Annotated in this window: 17 protein-coding genes; 5 read left to right on the forward strand and 12 right to left on the reverse strand. The window is 65.1% G+C overall.

Features of this window, described 5'->3' with window-relative positions:
- Positions 1 to 88 precede the first annotated feature (88 nt).
- The 3 genes from AC1D2G_RS03805 to AC1D2G_RS03815 all read left to right on the forward strand — a co-directional run bounded on the left by AC1D2G_RS03805 (position 89) and on the right by AC1D2G_RS03815 (position 3195).
- Entirely contained in the window at positions 89 to 1258 is a 1170-nt protein-coding gene (locus AC1D2G_RS03805; RefSeq protein ID WP_477412443.1) for an AI-2E family transporter, read from the forward strand.
- Positions 1259 to 1326: 68 nt separating this feature from the next.
- Entirely contained in the window at positions 1327 to 2328 is a 1002-nt protein-coding gene (locus AC1D2G_RS03810) for an LLM class flavin-dependent oxidoreductase (RefSeq protein ID WP_477412097.1), read from the forward strand.
- 72 nt (positions 2329 to 2400) lie between these two features.
- Positions 2401 to 3195, forward strand: a complete 795-nt coding sequence (locus AC1D2G_RS03815; protein ID WP_477412099.1) for an inositol monophosphatase family protein — start codon at positions 2401 to 2403, stop codon at positions 3193 to 3195.
- Between the two features lie 39 nt (positions 3196 to 3234).
- On the opposite strand, the gene AC1D2G_RS03820 is transcribed toward AC1D2G_RS03815, so the two are convergent.
- Genes AC1D2G_RS03820 through AC1D2G_RS03845 form a run of 6 tightly spaced genes read right to left on the reverse strand, consistent with a single transcriptional unit; the run spans position 3235 to position 10362 of the window.
- Positions 3235 to 3696 (reverse strand): MarR family winged helix-turn-helix transcriptional regulator, encoded by a 462-nt coding sequence (locus AC1D2G_RS03820; protein ID WP_095083429.1) that lies wholly within the window; start codon positions 3694 to 3696, stop codon positions 3235 to 3237.
- Entirely contained in the window at positions 3693 to 4277 is a 585-nt protein-coding gene (locus AC1D2G_RS03825) for an amino acid synthesis family protein (protein WP_095083427.1), read from the reverse strand. Before AC1D2G_RS03825 ends, AC1D2G_RS03820 begins: the two co-directional genes overlap by 4 nt.
- Positions 4270 to 5151 carry a UPF0280 family protein gene (locus AC1D2G_RS03830; protein WP_477393107.1) on the reverse strand — a complete coding sequence of 294 codons (882 nt, stop codon included), beginning with the start codon at positions 5149 to 5151 and terminating at the stop codon, positions 4270 to 4272. The genes AC1D2G_RS03825 and AC1D2G_RS03830 overlap by 8 nt, the downstream gene beginning before the upstream one ends.
- A complete protein-coding gene (locus AC1D2G_RS03835) occupies positions 5151 to 6692 on the reverse strand; it encodes a 6-hydroxynicotinate reductase (RefSeq protein ID WP_477412101.1) in 1542 nt (513 codons plus the stop codon). Before AC1D2G_RS03835 ends, AC1D2G_RS03830 begins: the two co-directional genes overlap by 1 nt.
- Positions 6689 to 9484, reverse strand: a complete 2796-nt coding sequence (locus AC1D2G_RS03840) for a molybdopterin-dependent oxidoreductase (RefSeq protein WP_477393258.1) — start codon at positions 9482 to 9484, stop codon at positions 6689 to 6691. The genes AC1D2G_RS03835 and AC1D2G_RS03840 overlap by 4 nt, the downstream gene beginning before the upstream one ends.
- A 17-nt stretch (positions 9485 to 9501) precedes the next feature.
- Complete coding sequence (locus AC1D2G_RS03845; protein WP_477393103.1) at positions 9502 to 10362, reverse strand: FAD binding domain-containing protein; 861 nt, start codon at positions 10360 to 10362, stop codon at positions 9502 to 9504.
- A 263-nt stretch (positions 10363 to 10625) separates the two neighbouring features.
- Here AC1D2G_RS03845 and pncA point away from each other — a divergent pair, with 263 nt between their 5' ends.
- Together pncA and AC1D2G_RS03855 are read left to right on the forward strand one after the other, a co-directional pair.
- Positions 10626 to 11240 carry a bifunctional nicotinamidase/pyrazinamidase gene (gene pncA / locus AC1D2G_RS03850; RefSeq protein ID WP_477412103.1) on the forward strand — a complete coding sequence of 205 codons (615 nt, stop codon included), beginning with the start codon at positions 10626 to 10628 and terminating at the stop codon, positions 11238 to 11240.
- Positions 11241 to 11310: 70 nt separating this feature from the next.
- A complete protein-coding gene (locus tag AC1D2G_RS03855; RefSeq protein ID WP_477393256.1) occupies positions 11311 to 12693 on the forward strand; it encodes a sodium:proton antiporter in 1383 nt (460 codons plus the stop codon).
- Here the strand turns inward: AC1D2G_RS03855 and AC1D2G_RS03860 are convergent, their stop codons facing one another.
- The 6 genes from AC1D2G_RS03860 to AC1D2G_RS03885 all read right to left on the reverse strand — a co-directional run bounded on the left by AC1D2G_RS03860 (position 12694) and on the right by AC1D2G_RS03885 (position 19113).
- Positions 12694 to 13428 carry an ABC transporter ATP-binding protein gene (locus tag AC1D2G_RS03860; RefSeq protein ID WP_477393099.1) on the reverse strand — a complete coding sequence of 245 codons (735 nt, stop codon included), beginning with the start codon at positions 13426 to 13428 and terminating at the stop codon, positions 12694 to 12696.
- Entirely contained in the window at positions 13425 to 14150 is a 726-nt protein-coding gene (locus tag AC1D2G_RS03865) for an ABC transporter ATP-binding protein (protein WP_477393097.1), read from the reverse strand. The genes AC1D2G_RS03860 and AC1D2G_RS03865 overlap by 4 nt, the downstream gene beginning before the upstream one ends.
- Positions 14147 to 15109, reverse strand: coding sequence for a branched-chain amino acid ABC transporter permease (locus tag AC1D2G_RS03870; RefSeq protein ID WP_477412105.1), 963 nt, complete (start codon positions 15107 to 15109; stop codon positions 14147 to 14149). Before AC1D2G_RS03870 ends, AC1D2G_RS03865 begins: the two co-directional genes overlap by 4 nt.
- The gene (locus tag AC1D2G_RS03875; RefSeq protein ID WP_477412107.1) at positions 15106 to 15987 is read right to left on the reverse strand and encodes a branched-chain amino acid ABC transporter permease; all 882 of its coding nucleotides are present in this window, start codon (positions 15985 to 15987) and stop codon (positions 15106 to 15108) included. Before AC1D2G_RS03875 ends, AC1D2G_RS03870 begins: the two co-directional genes overlap by 4 nt.
- A gap of 218 nt (positions 15988 to 16205) precedes the next feature.
- Positions 16206 to 17507, reverse strand: a complete 1302-nt coding sequence (locus tag AC1D2G_RS03880; RefSeq protein ID WP_457151180.1) for an ABC transporter substrate-binding protein — start codon at positions 17505 to 17507, stop codon at positions 16206 to 16208.
- 154 nt (positions 17508 to 17661) lie between these two features.
- Positions 17662 to 19113, reverse strand: a complete 1452-nt coding sequence (locus tag AC1D2G_RS03885) for a hypothetical protein (protein ID WP_477412109.1) — start codon at positions 19111 to 19113, stop codon at positions 17662 to 17664.
- Positions 19114 to 19223 lie beyond the last annotated feature (110 nt).

Genomic DNA, 19223 nt, shown 5'->3' on the forward strand with positions numbered 1-19223 from the left:
TTGTGCCCGGCTGACGGAACCCAAGCGCCGGTAGAGGCGTTTTCGTCATTGGATTGCACCAATTGCGGTGCGCCGGTGAGGGTCCATGATGAAAGCCGAACCTGCCGCTTTAGGCACAGGCGTTGCCGAGCCTGAAGACCCGCGCGCAGCGGCTCGCGCGGACACGCATCTTATGCGTTCGCTGCTCGTCGGCATCTTCCTGTTCATGGCCATCTACGCGCTTTACTTCGCCCGCGCCTTCTTCATGCCGGTGATCCTGGCTTTCCTGCTGGCGCTGACACTGACACCGATCGTCCGGCTTCTGCGCAGGCGCGGCGTTCCCGAGGTGGTTTCTGCGACCCTTCTGGTGCTGTTGTCGGTCTGCATTTTCGCTAGTGCAGGCTATCTGCTCAGCGGCCCGGTTATCGACCTCATCAACAACACCTCATCGATCGGCCAGCAGCTCACCGAACGGCTGGCGCAATTGCGGCGTCCGTTCGAGAGGATCATGCAGATCTCGCACCAGATCGAGCAACTGACCGAGACGTCGCAGGAGTCCGGCATCCAGAAGGTGGCGGTCGCCCAATCAGGCATCCTGTCGTCGGCGGCCAGCAACATCCTGTCGGCTGGAACAGGCCTCACCATCATCTTCGTGCTGTCGCTGTTCCTGCTCGCTTCGGGCACGATGTTTTATGAGAAGATCATCCAGTCCTTCGCCAGCCTCAGCGAAAAGAAGCGGGCGCTGCGCGTCGTCTATGACGTGGAACGGGAAATCTCGCACTATCTGCTCACCGTCACCATCATCAATGCCGGTCTTGGCACGGTCATCGGCCTTGGCTTGTGGGCGCTCGGCATGCCCAACCCACTGGTCTGGGGCGTCGCCGCGGCCCTGCTCAATTTCCTGCCTTATGTCGGGGCGCTGATGACCATCGTGCTTGTCGCGGTCATGGCGCTGATCAGCTTCGACACCATCTCCTACGCGCTGCTGGCGCCGGCCTTCGTGCTGGTGTGCGACATCGTCGAAGGCCAGTTCGTGACACCGATGGTGGTCGGCCGGCGCCTCGAGATCAACGCCGTGGCGATCTTCATCGCCATCGCCTTCTGGTCGTGGCTCTGGGGCTTCGTCGGCGCCCTGATGGCGGTTCCGCTGCTGGTCGTCATCAAGGTGTTCTGCGATCATTTCGACGGGCTCAGCCCTGTCGGCAACTTCCTCGCCGCGCAGCACACGGCCGTCGTCGTCGAAGATGACATCGCCGACACGGAATCCGCAAAGGGCTGATCAATATTTTTGAATTTGCGGCGTCGCCGGGCGCTCCCTACATGCGGTCCTTACACAGGATCCCGTTCATGACCGCTCTTTCCGTTCTCGACCTGTCGCCGATCATCGAAGGCAGCGATGCCTCCCAGTCGCTCGCCAACTCGCTCGATCTTGCCCGTCATGCCGAGCGGCTGGGTTACAAGCGCTACTGGCTGGCCGAGCATCACAACATGCCCGGCATCGCCAGTGCCGCCACCGCGGTCGTCATTGCCCATGTCGCCGGCGGCACCAGGACCATTCGCGTCGGCGCCGGCGGCATCATGCTGCCCAACCATTCGCCGCTGGTGATTGCCGAACAGTTCGGCACGCTGGCCGCCTTGCATCCGGGCCGCATCGATCTCGGCCTCGGCCGCGCGCCCGGCACCGACATGGGCACCGCACGCGCCTTGCGGCGCAACCTCGAGGCCGGCGTAGACAATTTCCCGCAGGATGTCGTCGAGCTGATGGGCTATTTCCAGCCGGCCGAGGAAGGCCAGCGCATCCGAGCCGTGCCGGGCGAGGGCCAGAACGTGCCGATCTGGATACTCGGTTCCAGCCTCTACGGCGCCCAGCTCGCCGCCATGCTCGGCCTGCCCTATGCCTTTGCCTCGCATTTCGCGCCGGCGGAACTCGACCATGCCCTGGACGTCTACCGCTCGCGCTTCCAGCCGTCGGAGCAGCTCGACAAACCGCATGTGATGCTCGGCCTCAACGTCTTTGCCGCGCCCACCGATGCGGAGGCGAGGCTGCTGTTCACCTCGCTGCAACAGGCTTTCGTCAATCTGCGCACCGGCCGGCCCGGTCGGCTGCCTCCGCCGGTCGAGAACTATGACCGCGATCTCGATCCGATGGCCAAGACCATGCTTGGCCAGGCGCTGTCCTGCGCTGTCGTCGGGTCTCCGGAAACGGTCCGGCAAGGCATCGATGCGTTCGTGCGCCGCACCGGCGCCGACGAGTTGATGGTCACCGCGCAGATCTTCGACCACGCGGCCCGCGTGCGGTCGTTCGAGATCCTGGCCGAGGCCCACAAATCGCTGTCGCAGGCGGCCTGATATTCTTGGCTTGGAGGATACGGGGTGCTTCTGCTAAGGGCGGGGCACCCTTCCGCAAGACCGAGCTCCCCCGTGAAAAATGACCATGACGCACGCATGCAGTTTGCCATCGAACTAGCGCGGCGTGCCGGCGAACTCGGCCTGAAGTACTTCCGCGACCTCGACAGCCTGACCATCGAGAGCAAGGGCCATCAGGACCTGGTCTCTGAAGCAGACCGCGAGGTCGAACTGTTCATCCGCGCGGCCATTGCCACCGACTATCCGCAAGACGGCATCGTCGGCGAGGAGCATGCCTCGGTCGCCGGCACGACTGGCTATGACTGGGTGATCGATCCCATCGACGGCACCGCCAATTTCGTGCGCGGCATCCCGGCCTGGTGCGTGGTGATCGCCTGCGCCCTGCATGGCGAGACCGTGGTTGGCGTGATCCACGAACCGTCGACCGGCGAGACGTTTCACGGCCGGCTCGGCGGCGGCGCCTTCGTCAACGGCAGACCGATCAGGACCAGTGCGGGCACCAGCCTGGAAGAGGGATCCGTCGGGACCGGATTTTCAAACCGTGCCGACACCGAAAATGTCGCCGTGCTGGTCCGCATGCTGCTGGCCGAAGGCGGCGTCTTCTTTCGCAACGCATCGGGCGCCTTGATGCTCGCCTATGTCGCCGCCGGCCGCCTGCTTGGCTATGTCGAGGAGCACATGAACGCCTGGGATTGCCTGGCTGGCATGCTTCTGGTCGAGGAAGCCGGCGGCATGGTCGTGAAACCCGATCCGAAGACGGTGCTGCAGGACGGAACGCTGGTCATCACGGGCGGCAAGGGCGTCTTCCCAAAGCTGCGGGAGCTTTCTTCGGAGGCGTTCAAGCTCTGAACGCTACCTTGTGCGAAAGACGCTCGGGCCTGTCGAGCCTCAGGCCAGTTTCGCCAGCAGCTTCATGAATGTGGCGATCTCCTTGGCCGAGAGCGGCGCCAGTGTTTCCTGGGTGATGTCGCGGGCAAGCGGGATCAGGCGTTCGACCGCGTCGCGGCCTTCGGCGGTCAAATTGACCAGCAGCCGCCTTTTGTCGACCTCATGCTTGGAGAGATCGACCAGGCCGCGCGCCTTCAGCCGGTCGATGACACCCTTCACCGTCGCCGCGTCCATGGCGATCAGCGTGCCGAGCTGGTTCTGCGAGGTCTCGCCGACATCGCGCAGCTTGGCCAGCGCCGCGAATTGCGGCGGCGTCAGATCGGCGATATGGGCGGCGAAGATCGAGACATGGCGCTGATGCGCCTTGCGCAGGATGAAACCGACCTGCTCCTGCAAGCGATAGTCGTTTTCGTCAGGCTCTTCGGCCTCGACCAGCTTCAGCAGATTGTCCTCGGCGCTCACCGCAGCCCGTCCCAGGCCTTGATATCCCCAGCCGCCAGGCCGCCCATGCGGTCGTGCACGCGTGGGCCACAGGTCATGGCGAGGCAGAACAGGATCTCGTCGGGGCGCGGGCCGTCGCTGATGCCGACTTCCATGGCGTCGAAATGGCTGCGCACATAGGCGGCGTTGATGTGGCCAAGCGGCACGTCGAGCCTGGAGCCGAAGGCGCCGACCTTCTTCGCCGACGGCACGATCGCCTTGGCATCGCCGAGCCGCTCGCGCATGGCGTAGCCGCCGGGCACATGCCACAGCGCGCCGTGCTCCAGTTCGCCTGCGGTGCCGACAATGGCGCCCTTGCCATAGCCGTCGATCTGCTTCACGTCGCCGCCGAGCGCCTCGATCAGCCGGTCGGCCAGCAGCAGGCCGAGCGGCTTCAGATCGTCCATGGCGCTCTGCAACTCCTCGACATAGCGCCCGGCGAACGGGTTCTTGACCAGCGCCATGGCGGCGGCGCGCCGGCGCGGCACCTTGGCCACCGGCCCGCCCTCGTGAAAGATCTCTTCGGTCAGAACCGCGATCTTGCGGATCGGAAACTCAGGCATGGGCAACTTCCTTCCCTGGACTTTTGTCGGGCGCGGCAAGCGCCATGGAACCACTGATGCGGGTCTGGCCGGCAAGAAACAGCGCCGATGCTGCGATCAATCCCCTGCGGCGGAAATCTTCGGCGACGGCAAGTCCGCCGTCCAGCGCCGTGGTGATTTCCCCTGAAGAAAGCCGGTTTACCTCTTGCGTCACCAACCTGTCGCCAAGGTCGCTGTCCGGCGCCAGGTCGCGCGCCGGCACGCGCCGGATGGATGGATGGCCGGGCAGGTCGACGGCATTGGCGATCAGCGTCGCGGCGGCATCGGCCTCGGCCCCGGTCCGCGCCAGCACGGTGACGGCATCGGCGATGCCAAGCGAAAACGAGCGTCCACGCCAGCCGCTGGTGGCGACGCCGCGCACGCCATCGCCGGCATGGATGACGATGCGATCGGCCAGACCGTGGCCGGTGCCGGCGATGGCAAGCGTCATCGACTGGCCGGCGCCGAGATGGATCGCGCTGTCACCGCCATTGTTGACATAGGCGCGGTCGAGCTTCCGGCCGGCAAGCATTGTCTCGAGCATTTCGTCGGCTACCGAACCGGCGACGGCGGCCATCGGCGTGATGAAATCTTTCGCTAGGGGCGCGACGGCCGCTTCCATGCGCTGCGCTGTCGAACCGGCGAAAGCGCGCGGTCGGCTCGTGGCCGGCTGGCGCAATTCAGGCAATTCCTCGACCAGCTCCGGCAAGATGGTCTGGAAACGCGCCACCGCCTGCTCATAGGCCCGGCGGCACTCCTGCGCCTCGCCAAAGGCCTCGACGATCAGGTCGATCGGCCCGTGGTTCAGATGCAGCCGCTTGCCGTCCTGCAGCCAATGCGCTTGCGGACCGGACATCACCCGGCCCCGTTGGGGGGCGCACGGTGCAATTGTGCCAACGGCGGCCATGGATTGCCGGCCGCGGCACCCGTACCCCGGCGCGGATTGAGATACTCACCGCCATTGGCGACGATATCCTCGACGCTGCGGATTTCGGCCTCGTAGCCGCCGAGCCTGACATAGTCGTCGCGGCGCAGCGTGAATTCGATCGGCGCCACCAACGCCGGGGTCGGCACATAGCCGAAGGCGCCTTCCGGCACCCGCGTGACATCGACCATCAGCGTGATGCCGCCGCCCGGCCAGACATAGACCGGCGCGCCGCCGACCGTCACGTAGGTGCTCAGGCCTTGCACGGAACGGGTGAGGTTTACCGGGTTTTCGGTGACGCCGGCGCGCAGCGAGCCACCGGCGCCGCCGATGAACAGCACGGTGCACAGCGCCGGCTCGCAATTGTCCTCGATCAGCCCGACTGACTTTTGCAGCCGCTCCGGGAAGGGTTTCTGTACTGGTTTCAATTCGTCATCGAGTTCGTAATAGGCAAACTGCTCGCCGGTGGTCGAAACCATCAGCAGCGACAGGCCCGGCCGCGCGCCCTTCTTGGCGTTCCACTCGCCGAGGATCGACAGCGGGTCGGATATACTGGTGCCGCCCCAGCCGAGGCCGGGATCGGACACCTTGAAATAGCGCCCCGGCGTCGAGCGGCGGCCGATGATTTTTATGCCCGTGTCCTGCCAGCCCAGCACCTTGCCGGCCTGATGCTCGGACACAACGCCGGTGATGTGGTCGTCGACCACCACCACCTCGTCGACCAGCCCGCGCCATTGCGTGGCGAACATGCCGATGGTGGCCGAGCCGCAGCCGACACGCATGCGGTGTTCCTGCTTGCCGTCGATAACCGGTGGTTTGCCGGCCTCGACGATGACGGTGGCGCCGCCGTCGATGCTGAGCTCCACCGGCTTGCGGTTGCACAGATTGAGCATCGCGTCGCAAGTGGCGCGCCCTTCCGACTTGGAGCCGCCGGTCAGGTGGTGCACGCCGCCCAGCGACAGCATCTGCGAGCCGTATTCGCCCGTCGTGACATGGCCGATCGCTTCGCCTTGCGATCGCACTGTAGCCGTCTCGGGCCCGATATGACGGTCGGTGTCGATCTTCACCTTGACGCCGCAGTAGGAGAAGATGCCCTCGGTAACGACGGTGACGAGATCGACGCCTTCGACTTGCTGGCTGACGATGAACGGAGCCGGCTTGTAATCGGGATAGGTGGTGCCCGCACCGATGGCGGTGACGAAGCGGCGGTCGGTGTTGACCAGTTCGCCGTCCCATGCGTCGCCCTCGGCGATGAACGGCACCATGGCCGCGCCGGCCTCGGCCGCGTGGTCGAGGATGGTCAGCGGATCCATGCGCACGATCCTGCCGCCGATATTGCCGTAGCGGTCGCAGGCGCCGGTGCGGCCATCGGCGATGTAGCACATCACCGGACAGGCATCGCAGCGGATCTTCTCCGCCACCCGCTTTTCGCCGGGATCGTGGGTTTCGAAGCGTTCGGCCAGCTCGCTCATGGGCGTGCCTCCTTTTCGCGAATGGCGGCGCGGATGCGCGTCGGCGTCGCCGGAACCTTGGTGACCAGAACGCCGGTGGCGTGGCGGATGGCGTTGAGGATCGCCGGCGCCGTCGGGATCAGCACATGCTCGCCCAGGCCCTTGGCACCGAACGGTCCTTCGGGATCGGGGACCTCGATCAGGATGGTCTCGATCGGCGGCACGTCGCCAATGGTCGGAATAAGGTAGTCGTGCAGATTCTCGGTGCGGCAGGGGATATACTCCTCCATCAGCGCCATGCCGATGCCTTGCGCGATGCCGCCTTCGATCTGGCCCTCGACCAGCAGCGGGTTGATCGCCTTGCCGACGTCGTGCGCCGCGGTGATCTTGATTAGCTCGACTGTGCCGAGCTTGAGATCGACTTCGAGTTCGGCGATCTGCGCACCGTAGCCATAAACCGCATAGGGCTTGCCCTGGCCCTTGGCGTCGAGCGGCAGCGTCGGCGGGTCGTAGTTTTCCTCGGCGCGGAAGACGAAGCCATCGGCATCCACGTCCAAAGCGGCGAGGTCGATATGGCGCGTCGCCTCGCCCTCGCGGATGATGATCGCCGGGCCGTCCAGTTGCAGCGATGCTTTCTCAGAGACGTTGGCAAAGCGCAGGATCCTTTCGCGCAAGGCACGGCCCGCCTTTTCGGCCGCCTTGCCGGTCACGAAAGTCTGGCGCGAGGCCGATGTCTTGCCGGCATCGGGGGTGATCGCGGTATCGGCGCTTTTCAGCCGGAATTTATCCAGCGGCAGGCCAAGCGCGTCGGCGCAGATCTGGGTGATGACCGTGTTCGAGCCCTGGCCTATATCGACTGCGCCCTGATGCAGGATGATGTCGCCGCTAGCCGCGATGCCGACGCGGATGGTCGACGGGTTGGGCAGCGAGGTGTTGCCGCAGCCATACCAGCAGGAAGCCACACCAACGCCACGCTTTCTATCCCTGTTGGTATCGTTGAACGCGGCAGCATCGGCCTTCGCCCGCGCCCAATGCGGCCGTAGCGATTCCAGGCATTCGGCAATGCCCACGCCGGACTCCAGCCGCTGTCCGGTAACCGTTTCGGATCCGTTCCGAAGGCAGTTTTTCAAGCGAAACTCGAGCCGGTCGATGCCCAGTTTGTCGGCCAGCTCGTCATAGAGCGTCTCCTGCATGATCGTCGCTTGCGGCACGCCGAAGCCGCGGAAGGCGCCGGAGATCGGCCCATGGGTGTGAATGGCGCGGCCCTCGGCACGATAGTTCGGTGTCGCATACGGGCCGGAAGCGTGCACCGGCACGCGGTTTGCGACAGTCGGCCCCCAGCTGGCATAGGCGCCGGTGTTGAAGTCGCCGGCAAAGATCATGCCGGTGACATGGCCGTCGGCATCGGCGCCGATGGTCGCCTTCATCTCGGCCGGATGGCGCTTGGTGGTCGACATCATCGATTCGTTGCGGGTGTAGGTGAGCGCCGCCGGCCGGCCGGTCTTCAGCGCCACAAGGCCGATCAGCGGCTGCAGCGAAACGTCGAGCTTGGAGCCGAAGCCGCCACCGGTCGCGGTCGGCACGATGCGCACCTTGTCGACGGCCAGGCCGAGCACCTTCGCGGTCTCGTCACGGTCCATATAGGGCGCCTGGGTGCAGGCGACGACGACCAGCGTGTCGCCATCCAGATATGCATAGCCGGCTTCCGGCTCGATATAGGCGTGCTCGACATAGGAGGTGTCGATGGCGCCGGACACGGTGATGGCAGCGCCGGCAAGCGCCGCCTCGGGATCGCCTCGCTCGACAAAGCCGGCGGTGAGCAGGTTCGCCGGGCGGTTGTCGTGGATCAGCCTGGCACCGCTGGCCTGCGCCTCGCAAGGCTCCAGGAGCTGCGGCAACTCGCTCCAGCGTATTGGGAAATCCGACAGGTCGAGATCGAGGATGGCCTCGCGCTCGCCGGCGACCAGCGCCACCGCTTCGCCGCGAAGGCGCGCGAAACCCTCGGCCAGCGCCGGCTGGTCGGCGAACGGGCCGATAACGCCGAAGCAGTTCTTGCCCGCAATGTCGGCTGCGGTGAAGACACCGGCGATGCCGGGATGCGCCTTCACCCAGCCACCGAGGTCGCCGAAGGCAAAGCTGGCATGGTAATACGGCGAGCGCACCACCAGCACGGCCAATGCATCGGCGGGGAAGGAATCGCCGCCGAATTTTTCACCGCCGGTGACCTTCGGCACGCCGTCGAGCCGGATGGGCGAAGAGCCCACAGCATGGCCCGATCGCGGCAAGCGGAAATCGAGGCTTCCTGCCTGCAGGGAGGCATCCATCACCGCCGCGATGATCTTGCGGTAGCCGGTGCAGCGGCAGAGGATGCCGCCCAGCGCGTCCTGGACCTCGATCTCGGTCGGGTTGGGTTTCTTGTCCAGCAATGCCGTGGCCGCGACAAGCAGCGCCGGCGTGCAGATGCCGCACTGCGCCGCGCCATGGTCGAGGAACGAGGCCTGCAGCGCCGACAGCCGGCCATTGGCGAGCCCTTCGACGGTTGTCACAGCCGTTCCCGCCGCGGAAGCCGCCGACATCAGGCAGGCGCAAACCGGATCGCCGTCGACCAGCACCGTGCAGGCGCCGCAGTCGCCGGCGTCGCAGCCGACCTTGGTGCCGGTCAAAAGCAGTTCGTCGCGCAGCACCGAGGACAGCCGCCGCAGCGGCGGCACGTTGACCGAGATGGTTGCGCCATTCACCTCGAATGCGATGTCGGCTCGCTCAGGGCCGAGGCGAGGCTGAACGCCGCCCAGGTCGGGCAGAGCTTCGCGCATTTCAGGCGAGACCTGGCTCATGCCGCCACCACCTCGGGGTCGTTCATCAGCCCACAGGCCTTGAGCACGGCGCGGGCGGCGATCTCGCGCACCGCATCGAGCCGGTATTCGGCGCTGCCGCGCACATCGGCGATCGGCGACAGCTCAGCCATCGGCGCGGCCAGGACCGCATTGGCGAGCGCCTGGCCGGCGGGCAGGCCGCGCAAAGCGGCTTCGACGCCGGCGAGGCGCTTGGCCACCACCGAGCAGGAGCCGGCGGCAACCGCCGCTTCCACGACGATGCCGTTGTCAACCACCAGACGCGCCGCCACCATGGCGATGGAAATGACGAGATAGCGCCGCGCGCCGAGCTTGACGAAAGCCGACGTGCCGGCAGCAGGTTTCGGCACGCGGATGGCAGTGACCAACTCGCCGGGTTGCAGGGCAGTGCGACGATTGCCGAGAATGAAGTCCTGCAGCGGCACGCGACGTGTCGTTGTCGCCGACCGCAGTTCGACTTCGGCATCGAGGACGAGCAGCGCCGGCACGCCATCGGCGGCCGGCGAGGCGTTGCACAGATTGCCGGCGACCGAGGCGACGTTCTGGATCTGCGCCGAGCCGACCTCGCGCCCGGCCTGTTTCAGCGCATCGAAGGTCGGCGGCAAGGGGTGGCGGATGATGTCGGTCCAGGTCGTGCGCGCACCGATGACGAAGTGGTCATTCGTCTCGGCAATGCCGCGCAGTGCCGCGAGGCCATTGATGTCGAGAACATTGTCGCGGAAGGGCTTGCTGCCTTGTGCTGGATAGAAATCGGTGCCGCCGGCAAGGATCCGCCATGCGCTCTCGCCAAGCAAAGCGAGCGCTTCGTCGACCGAGGTGGGTTTGGCGTAACGGATCACGCTTTGCCTTCCAGAAAAGAGGCCTTCCAGAAACCGGTATTTTCGAAAGACCATGCCGGCATCGATGCCGGACGAAATTCATTCGTATGCAAATGATATCAAGACCGTAGGAATTGTCAAAGCCAGAGTTTTTGGCAGCTCGTCCGGCACGCATTTGTTATGCCTTGAGAGGTTGACGCCGCCGGCCATCTGGTCGAGTTTCTGCCTCCGGTCGCGTCAGCGGCATTTTCCACTGGAGCCTGCATACAGAAGAGGAAAGCCCCATGGCCGACGAAGCGCTTGTTGTCATCGACCTGCAGAACGATTTTTGTCCGGGCGGCGCGTTGGCTGTTGCCGGCGGCGACGAGATCGTGCCGCTGGTCAATGATCTGATCCGGCACGCCGATCATGTCGTGCTGACGCAGGACTGGCACCCCGCCGGCCATTCGAGTTTTGCCTCCAGCCATCCGGGCTCGCAGCCCTTCACGATAATCGACATGCCTTACGGCCAGCAGACTTTGTGGCCGGACCACTGCATCCAGGGCAGCCTGGGTTCCGATTTCCACTCCGGCCTCGCCTGGACCAAGGCGGAGCTCGTTGTCCGCAAGGGGTTTCGGCCCGCCATCGACAGTTACTCGGCCTTCTTCGAGAACGACCGGACCACGCCGACCGGCCTTGCCGGCTATCTCAGGGAACGCGGCATCGACACGCTGACCCTGGTCGGGCTGGCGACCGATTTCTGCGTCGCGTTTTCGGCGCTGGACGCCATCAGCCAAGGTTTCAAAACCACCGTACGGCTCGATGCCTGTCGTGGCATCGATCTCAACGGTTCGCTCGAGACAATGCTGCACCGCATGCGCGACGCCGGCGTGACGCTTGAAGACCACGTCTTGGATTGAACTGAACGTGCGGCGCAAGAGGGGCTTTTTGCGGATTGCGACAGGAGCGGGCGCTGTGATCGCCGTCGCAATGCTGTTTCCAGGCCAGGCCTTGGCAGCGGAGCAACACGCGCTGCCCGGCGCCGCGATGTCGCTGTGGTGGGCGCTGCCCTTTGCCGGCCTGCTTTTGTCGATCGCCACCGGGCCTCTGCTCTTCCATCACATATGGGAGCATCACTATGGCAAGATCACCGCGCTGTGGGCGGCGCTGGTGATCGTGCCGCTGGCTTTGGCCTTCGGCATTCCGAGTGCGACCGAGGCGGTGCTGCATGCGCTGCTTGCGGAATACATGTCCTTCATCATCCTTTTGTTCGCGCTTTACACGATTTCGGGCGGCATCCTGCTTGCCGGCAACATCCACGGGACGCCGCTGGTCAATGCCGGGCTGCTGCTGGCTGGCGCGATCCTGGCCTCGGTGATCGGCACGACCGGCGCCTCGATGGTCCTGATCCGCCCGATCCTGCGCGCCAATGACGCCAGGCCGTTCAACGCCCATGTCGTCATCTTTTTCATCTTCCTGGTTGCCAACATCGGCGGCTCGCTGACGCCGCTCGGCGACCCGCCGCTGTTCGTCGGTTTCCTGCGCGGCGTCGACTTTTTCTGGGTCACCGCCAACCTCTGGCGCGAGACGCTGTTCGTGGGCGGCGTCGTGCTGGCCGTCTTCCTGGGCATCGACATCATCCTGCACCGGCGCGAAAACGGTGCACCGAAGACCAGGGATCCGACGCCGGATACCAAGGTACGTCTGCGCGGCCTGGCCAACCTTCCGCTGCTGGCAGGTGTGATCGGTGCGATCCTGCTGTCGGCGGCCTGGAAGCCGGGCGTGAGCTTTTCCGTGTTGGGCGTGAGCCTCGAGCTGCAGAATCTGGTGCGCGACGCCATCAACCTGGCGCTGGCCTTGCTGTCGCTTCCCCTATCGTACAAGAGCCACCGCGAAGCGAACGGCTTCAACTGGGGGCCGATAGCAGAGGTGGCGAAATTGTTTGCCGGCATCTTCATCTGCATCGTGCCGGTCATCGCCATCCTCAGGGCAAGCCATGACGGCGCTTTGGCGCCGCTGGTGGCACTTGTCAGTTCGCCCTCCGGCCAGCCCAACGATCTCGCCTATTTCTGGCTGACCGGGGCACTGTCGTCGTTCCTCGACAATGCGCCGACCTATCTGGTGTTCTTCGAACTCGCAGGCGGCGACCCTCGGCATCTGATGACGGAGTTTGCCTCGACCCTGGCGGCAATCTCGGCGGGCGCTGTGTTCATGGGCGCCAACACCTATATCGGCAATGCGCCCAACTTCATGGTCTATGCCATCGCCAGGCATCGCGGCGTGAAGATGCCGGGCTTCTTCGGCTACATGCTGTGGTCCGGGCTGGTGCTGATCCCGACCTTTTTGATCGCGGGTTTTATGTTCTTCGGCTGATCACCCGACCCCCACATACCGCCGCACCGCCGACGGGTCGGCGCGCAGCTCCTCGACATCGACCGTCTCGCGGTTGCGGCCGTTCTCGATGAAGCATACACGGTCGGCAACCGACAGCACCGCATCGACCCGCTGTTCGACGAGGATCGTGGACACCCCCATGTCGCGCAGTTTCGACACCGTCTCGCGGATCTTGGCGATCATCGACGGCATCAGCCCTTCGGTCGGCTCGTCGAGCAGCAGCACCTCTGGTTCGAGACAAAGCGCGCGCGCCATCGCCAGCATCTGCTGCTCGCCGCCGGACAAGGTGCCCGAGCGTTGCCGCAGCCGCTGGCGCAGCAGCGGGAAGAGGTCGAGCACGGCTTCGCGCGTCGCCTTGCCCTTGCCGCGCGCCATCAGGCCGATCTCGATGTTTTCAGCGACCGTCATTTCGGCGAACAGCCGCCTTCCCTGCGGCACATAGGCGACGCCGGCCTTCGGCACCTCATGCGCCGGCAGACCGGTCAATTCCTTGCCACCGAGCCTGATCGAGCCGGCGCTTGAGGGGACCAGTCCCATGATGGCCTTCAGCGTCGTCGTCTTGCCGGCGCCGTTGCGGCCGAACAGGCAGAGCACCTCGCCCTTGTTCAGCACGAGATCGAGGCCGTAAAGCACCTGGACCTCGCCATAGAAGCAGTCCAGCCCCGAGACCACCAACGCCTCGGTCTTTGTCCGCGCCTTGGTCGTTTCGGTCATGGGGCGGTCCCCAGATAGGCTTCTTGAACAGCCGCGTTCTCGCGGATCGCCTCGGGCGAGCCTTCGGCGAGGATCTTGCCGGCGTTGAAGACGGTGATGCGGTCGGCCAATTGCATGACGACCGGCATGTTGTGTTCGATCAGGAGCACCGTGGCACTCGCGGCGATCTCGCGCACCAGGGTGATGAAATTGTCGATCTCGCTGTCGGCCAGGCCTTGCGTCGGCTCGTCGAGGATCAACAGGCGCGGCTTCAGCGCCAGGCCCATCGCCACTTCCAGCAGGCGCTGGTGGCCATAGGATAATTGTCCGGCCGGCATGTGGGCGCGGTCGGCCAGGCCGGTGCGTTCGAGCGCCGCCATGACGCCGGCCCGCACCGCGCCCTTCGAGCGGCCATCGCTCAGCGTGCGTTGCACCGGCAATGCGACATTGTCGTAGGCGGTGAGGTTGGCGAAGACGCTGGTGATCTGGAACGTGTAGGCAATGCCCTGGCGGACCCGGACATAGGCCGGCAGGCCGGTGATGTCGGCGCCATCGAAGACGATCATGCCTGACGACGGCTGGATGCGGCCGCTGACCAGGCTGACGAAGGTGGTCTTCCCCGCGCCGTTCGGGCCGATGACGGCGCGGATCTCGCCGGGCATCAAGGTGAAATCGACGCTGTCGACGGCGCGCAGGCCACCGAAGTTGCGCGACAGGCCCTTGGTGGTCAAAAGCGGCGTCACGGCAGCCACCCGAGCCAGCGCTGCCGCATGCTGCCGAGAATGCCCTTGGGGAAAAACAGCACCAGCAGGATGAGGGCGACGCCGACGATCAGCAGATAGGCCGAGGTGTAGCCGCTGGTGATGTCGATGACGTAGTACATGAACAGCGTGCCGATCAGCGGCCCAAGCGTCGTGGCGGCGCCGCCGAGCAGCACCCACAGCAGCGGCAGGATGGAATACTGCACCGACGCGAAGCTCGAGCCGACATAGCCGAACAGCAGCGCATAGGCAGCACCCGAGGCAGCGCAGACGATGCCGGAGATGACGACGGCGGCGAGCTTGTTGGAGAAGGTGTCGTAGCCCAGCATCTTCGTCCGCTCCTCGTTCTCGCGGATGGCGACGAGCACGCGGCCATATCTGGAGCGGACGATGGCAAGCGTGATCAGCAGCACCAGCGAGAACAAGCCGAGCGCGCTCATGTAGCGCACGGTCGGGTTGGTGAGATCGAGCGATGTCGCGCCGAAAGCAAGCACCCGCGCCGGCTGCGGCACGACCATGCCCTGGTCGCCGCCGGTCCATGACGAGAAGTAGAGGATGATGAGGTAGAACACCTGCGCGAACATCATGGTGACGATCATGAAGGCGACGCCTGACGTGCGCAGCGCCAGCAGGCCGATCACCAGGGAAAGAACGACACCGCAGCAGAGGCCCGCGGCGAATGCCGCCGGCACGCTCCAGCCAAGCTGGATGACGGCGAGGCCGGCACCGTAGAGCCCGGCGGAAAAGAACATGGCGTGGCCGAGGCTGAGCAGGCCGACATAGCCGAACAGCATGTTGTAGCCCATGGCAAAGACCGCCAGCACCATGATGCGGGCGAGCAGGCCGTGATAGTACTCCGGCAAAAGGAAGCTCAGCACGAACAGCAGCGCGATGACGCCGAGATGCAAGCCGTAGGCCTTTGCCGGCGAAGCTTCGCTCATCGCGACGCCGTGCCGAACAGGCCTTGCGGCCGGAACACCAGCACCATGGCGACCAGCATCGTGGCGATGATCTTGGCCAGCGTCGGCGAGAAGAACACCGAGATGATGCCGTCGGACAGGCCGATCAGCACGGCGGCGACAACCGTGCCGCGCAGCGAGCCGAGACCGCCGATGATGACGACGATGAAGGACAACAGAAGCGGATCCTGGCCCATCAGGTAGTGCGCCTGGCTGATCGGCACGATCAGCACCGCGGCGATGGCCGCCAGCATGGCGCCGAGCGCGAAGACGCCGCCATAGACGCGGCCGACCGGGATGCCGAAGGCTTGCGCCGTCTCGCTGTCGTACTGCGTGGCGCGCATGACCAGGCCGATCTTCGTGCGCGTCAGCACCAGCCATGTCGCCACCAGCAGAAGCGCGGATGCGGCGATAACAGACAGTTTGTAGCCGGAATAGCCGAACCACGGCAAAAGGATGCGATAGCTGAAGGGCGGCGCTACCGGCCGCGCCTCGGGACCGTAGAAGGTCAGCGCCAGCTGCTGGATGATGTAGAGCATGCCGATGGTGGCGACGATGGTGGCTTCCGGATTGTAGTTGAGCCGGCGCAGCACCAGCCGTTCGGCAACCAGCGCGATGGCGCCGACGATCAGCGGCGCGATCACCAGCGCCGCCAGGAAGCCGAGCGCCGGGTGACCGCCGATCGCCGTGGTGATCGCCCAGGCAAGCACGGCGCCGAGCATGAAGAATTCGCCATGGGCGACGTTGACGACGCGCATGACGCCGAACACCAGCGACAGCCCAAGCGCCGTCAGCGCTAGCACGGCGGAGGTGACGAGGCCTTCGAGGGCGGCGAGGAGGAGGTGGGGACCGAAGTGCATCGGTTACACTTCGGCAGGCGCCAAGTGCACCCCCCTCTGGCCTGCCGGCCATCTCCCCCTCAAGGGGGGAGATTGGCTGTAATGATTGCTTTCACCAACCGTCAAAGCCAGTAAGCGGCCGCCTTCGTACGAACTGCCAATCTCCCCCCGTGAGGGGGAGATGTCCGGCAGGACAGAGGGGGGTGGCTTGGCGCTCACGCTTGCTGGAGCAGCTAAGACTACAGCGCCTGCGTCGTGTAATCCCCCTCGGCCTCGTAAAGCCCGTCCTCGATCTTGGTCTTGTGGACGACCTTCAGCTTGCCGCCTTCGACCTTGGATATGTTCTGGATACCGAAGCACTGGTGGATCTTGCCGTTGAAGGTTTTTGGCCCCTGCGGATGCTCGGGTCCTTCGGCGAAGGCGGTCAGCGCCTCGGTCGCCTCGACCAGCTTGGCGCGGTCTTCCGGCCCCTTGTAGCCGGCGTCTTCCATCGCCTTCTTGACGACATAGAGCGTTTCCCAGCAGCCGAACATGTGCGACGCGGTGGAGACGTCCTTTGGATCGCCGACGGCGGCGCCATTGTCGTCGATACCGACGGCGGCGCGATAGGCTTTTTGCGCGGCGCTGTCGTCGGCCTGCGCATAGCGCGGCGAACCCTCCCAGAAATGGCTGCCGTCCAAAAACTCGAGACCGGGGCTGTTGATGTCGGTGGCCTCCAGCGAATCCATGAAGCCGAACAATTGCGGCCGGTTGGAGCCGTAGAACTCGCCAAGTTCCTTGACGAAGGTGAGCACGGCCGGGCCGACCATGACGTGGTAGATCACCTCGGTCTCGGCCGGGATCTGCGGGAAGTATTTGGTGAAGGACGATTCCGTCGGCGGGATGGCGATCTGTGCGATGACGTCGGCGCCTTGCGCCTTCAGCGCCGGCGGCAGGTAGTCGCGATGGTCGTAGCCGAAGGCGAAATCCGGGAAGATCTGCGTCACCTTCTTGCCGGCATTGGCCGCGATCCACGGCGCCATCGACTGGATCTGGCTTTTCACGTCGGTGATGCCGGGCTGGAAGACATAGCGGTTGAGCTTGGTCGAAGCGACATGATGGCCTTCGCTGACGACGAAGTAGGGGATCTTGGCCTCGCCGGCGGCGGGCGCCGAGCCGATGACGACATGCGAGAACAATGTGCCGAACACGATGTCGGTCTTGTGCTGGGTGGCGAACTTGCCGACCACTTCGGCGCCGCGGCCCGGATCGGTGCCGTCATCCTCGATGATCACCTCGACCTGACGGCCGTTGATGCCGCCGGCCGCGTTGATCGCCTTGATGGCGGCAGCGGTGGTCTTCTCGTACCAGCGGCCATAGGCGGCGCCGATGCCGGTGCGGTGCGACTGGAAGCCGATCTTGATCGGCGCCGAACTCTGCGCCTGGGAATAGCGGACGAAGCCCGGCGCGGTGACCAGGCCGGCGGTGGCGGCCAGCCCCTTCAGCGCCGTGCGGCGGGTGAGACCGGTTTTCGAGAGGTCGAAGGTCTTGCTCTTGTCCATGATGCCGTTCCCCTTGTTCAGCGTTTAGGAGCGCAAAGTCCGCTCATTTCCGGAAGTCGAAAAATTGCATGTGTACAAACTAAATCACCAAAGTCCGGACACGGCAATGCCGGTTCCGTGGGGGAAGCCCGGTTTATTTTCCAGCGCGAACGGCTCAGCCAACCGTCGGCGTGGCAAGCAGCCAGAGGCCGAACACCGTATAGGCGATCATCAGCACGGTGAGCGGGAACTGGCTGAGGGTTGCACGGGAGGGCTTCGGGTGCAGGCGCCAGGCGAAGCCGTGGGCGACGAGGACGGCCAGCACATGGCCTGATATGATGACGCCGGCCTGGACATTCCACAGCCACCAGGCGGAATCCGCACCGGCAATGATGCCCGCCTCGATCTGCATGTCGGCGGTGCCGAACAGGTTCCAGCCCAGCGCGAACGGGTCGGACAGCGCCGCAAGCGCATATTGGCCGTCGACGAGCAGCGACGTCAGGTAATGCGCGGCATGATAGGCAAGCGCGATCGGCACGATCGACCACACCAGCAGTCCGGCTGCTTGGCCGATGGGGCGATCGCTGCCGGCAAGATACTGGCCGAGCCAGACGGCAAGCATGAACACGCCTGCCAGCAACACGAACGTCAGAACCAGCCCAAGGCTGCCGCTGCCGATCACCGCCGTGCGGCCGGGAAATTCGAGCGGATTGATGCCGAACAGGCCGAGCCAGAAGAAGGTTTTCGACAGGCCGTCGAAGGACACCGACGACAGGGCAAGAAGCAGGAAGGCAATGCCGCTGGCCGGTAACGGCTCGGCGGCGAGCAGCTTGGCGCCGGGCCAGCACAGCCCAAGCCGGCCGGTTTCGTTGCGCTCGACGACCGCGAAACGCGCCACCATCGATAAGAAGACCGACAGGAATTCGCCGCTGCGGCTCCAGTTTCGATAGCCGAACGCCAGCATGGCAAGCAAGGTGAGCAGCCAGTAGAGGCCGGCGGCATATGCCAGCCGCGCCGGATCGTCGGGCGCCGGATCGACGAGTTCGAACCAGGCAAAGGCGAAAAACAACAGGACGGCCGGCCAGCAGCCGAGCCATCGGGGAAGTCGCCAGCTCCCTTCATCCCCGGCGCCGAGCAGACGTGAGGCAAGGCGCCACGGCCCATACCATGGGTTGAGCCATGACCAGAGATCGCCGACGACACCTTGCAGCAGCGTGACGCCAGCCCACAGCAGAGTCCAGATCACGAGCGGCAAAGGGTTTGAAAGCGGGTCGCGGCTGCCGAAAAAGCCGGCGGCGATGAGGATTGCAAAGCCGGCAAAGGAGATCAGGCTGACTGTGGTGCGGGTGCTGTCGCCAAAGCTGAACAGCTGCAGGCGCCGGTGCCAGAAACGGTCGAGCCAATCCCCCGGCAGCAGCGCCAGCACGAGGAAACTGACGGCCACGGCGAAAGCCCCGCCGGCCAGATAGTAGCCGGTCGGCAAGAGCAGGACATGGCCACGGTCGGAGGCATGGGCCAAGGCAGGGGCGGGGAGGACAAAGATCAGGGCTCCGACAAAGGCAATCGTCGAGCAGGGATACACGCCACTGCCGCGATCCTTCGCACCCCCCTCTGTCCTGCCGGACATCTCCCCCGCAAGGGGGGAGATCAGCAGTTCATCTGCCGGCCACCTTTCTTGCAATGTTGAAAATTGGCGAAACCAGAGGTGGCGGCCGATCTCCCCCCTTGCGGGGGAGA

This window comes from Mesorhizobium sp. P2_C7, from assembly GCF_056404515.1.

Bases quoted from the DNA above. Each gene is read 5' to 3' on its own strand.
- AC1D2G_RS03810 (WP_477412097.1), top strand. From the start codon at position 1,327: ATGACCGCTCTTTCCGTTCTCGACCTGTCGCCGATCATCGAAGGCAGC.
- AC1D2G_RS03875 (WP_477412107.1), bottom strand. From the start codon at position 15,987: ATGCACTTCGGTCCCCACCTCCTCCTCGCCGCCCTCGAAGGCCTCGTC.
- AC1D2G_RS03805 (WP_477412443.1), top strand. From the start codon at position 89: ATGAAAGCCGAACCTGCCGCTTTAGGCACAGGCGTTGCCGAGCCTGAA.
- AC1D2G_RS03880 (WP_457151180.1), bottom strand. From the start codon at position 17,507: ATGGACAAGAGCAAGACCTTCGACCTCTCGAAAACCGGTCTCACCCGC.
- AC1D2G_RS03885 (WP_477412109.1), bottom strand. From the start codon at position 19,113: ATGTCCGGCAGGACAGAGGGGGGTGCGAAGGATCGCGGCAGTGGCGTG.
- AC1D2G_RS03855 (WP_477393256.1), top strand. From the start codon at position 11,311: ATGCTGTTTCCAGGCCAGGCCTTGGCAGCGGAGCAACACGCGCTGCCC.
- AC1D2G_RS03825 (WP_095083427.1), bottom strand. From the start codon at position 4,277: ATGCCTGAGTTTCCGATCCGCAAGATCGCGGTTCTGACCGAAGAGATC.
- AC1D2G_RS03870 (WP_477412105.1), bottom strand. From the start codon at position 15,109: ATGAGCGAAGCTTCGCCGGCAAAGGCCTACGGCTTGCATCTCGGCGTC.
- pncA (WP_477412103.1), top strand. From the start codon at position 10,626: ATGGCCGACGAAGCGCTTGTTGTCATCGACCTGCAGAACGATTTTTGT.
- AC1D2G_RS03840 (WP_477393258.1), bottom strand. From the start codon at position 9,484: ATGCGCGAAGCTCTGCCCGACCTGGGCGGCGTTCAGCCTCGCCTCGGC.
- AC1D2G_RS03860 (WP_477393099.1), bottom strand. From the start codon at position 13,428: ATGACCGAAACGACCAAGGCGCGGACAAAGACCGAGGCGTTGGTGGTC.
- AC1D2G_RS03835 (WP_477412101.1), bottom strand. From the start codon at position 6,692: ATGAGCGAGCTGGCCGAACGCTTCGAAACCCACGATCCCGGCGAAAAG.
- AC1D2G_RS03830 (WP_477393107.1), bottom strand. From the start codon at position 5,151: ATGTCCGGTCCGCAAGCGCATTGGCTGCAGGACGGCAAGCGGCTGCAT.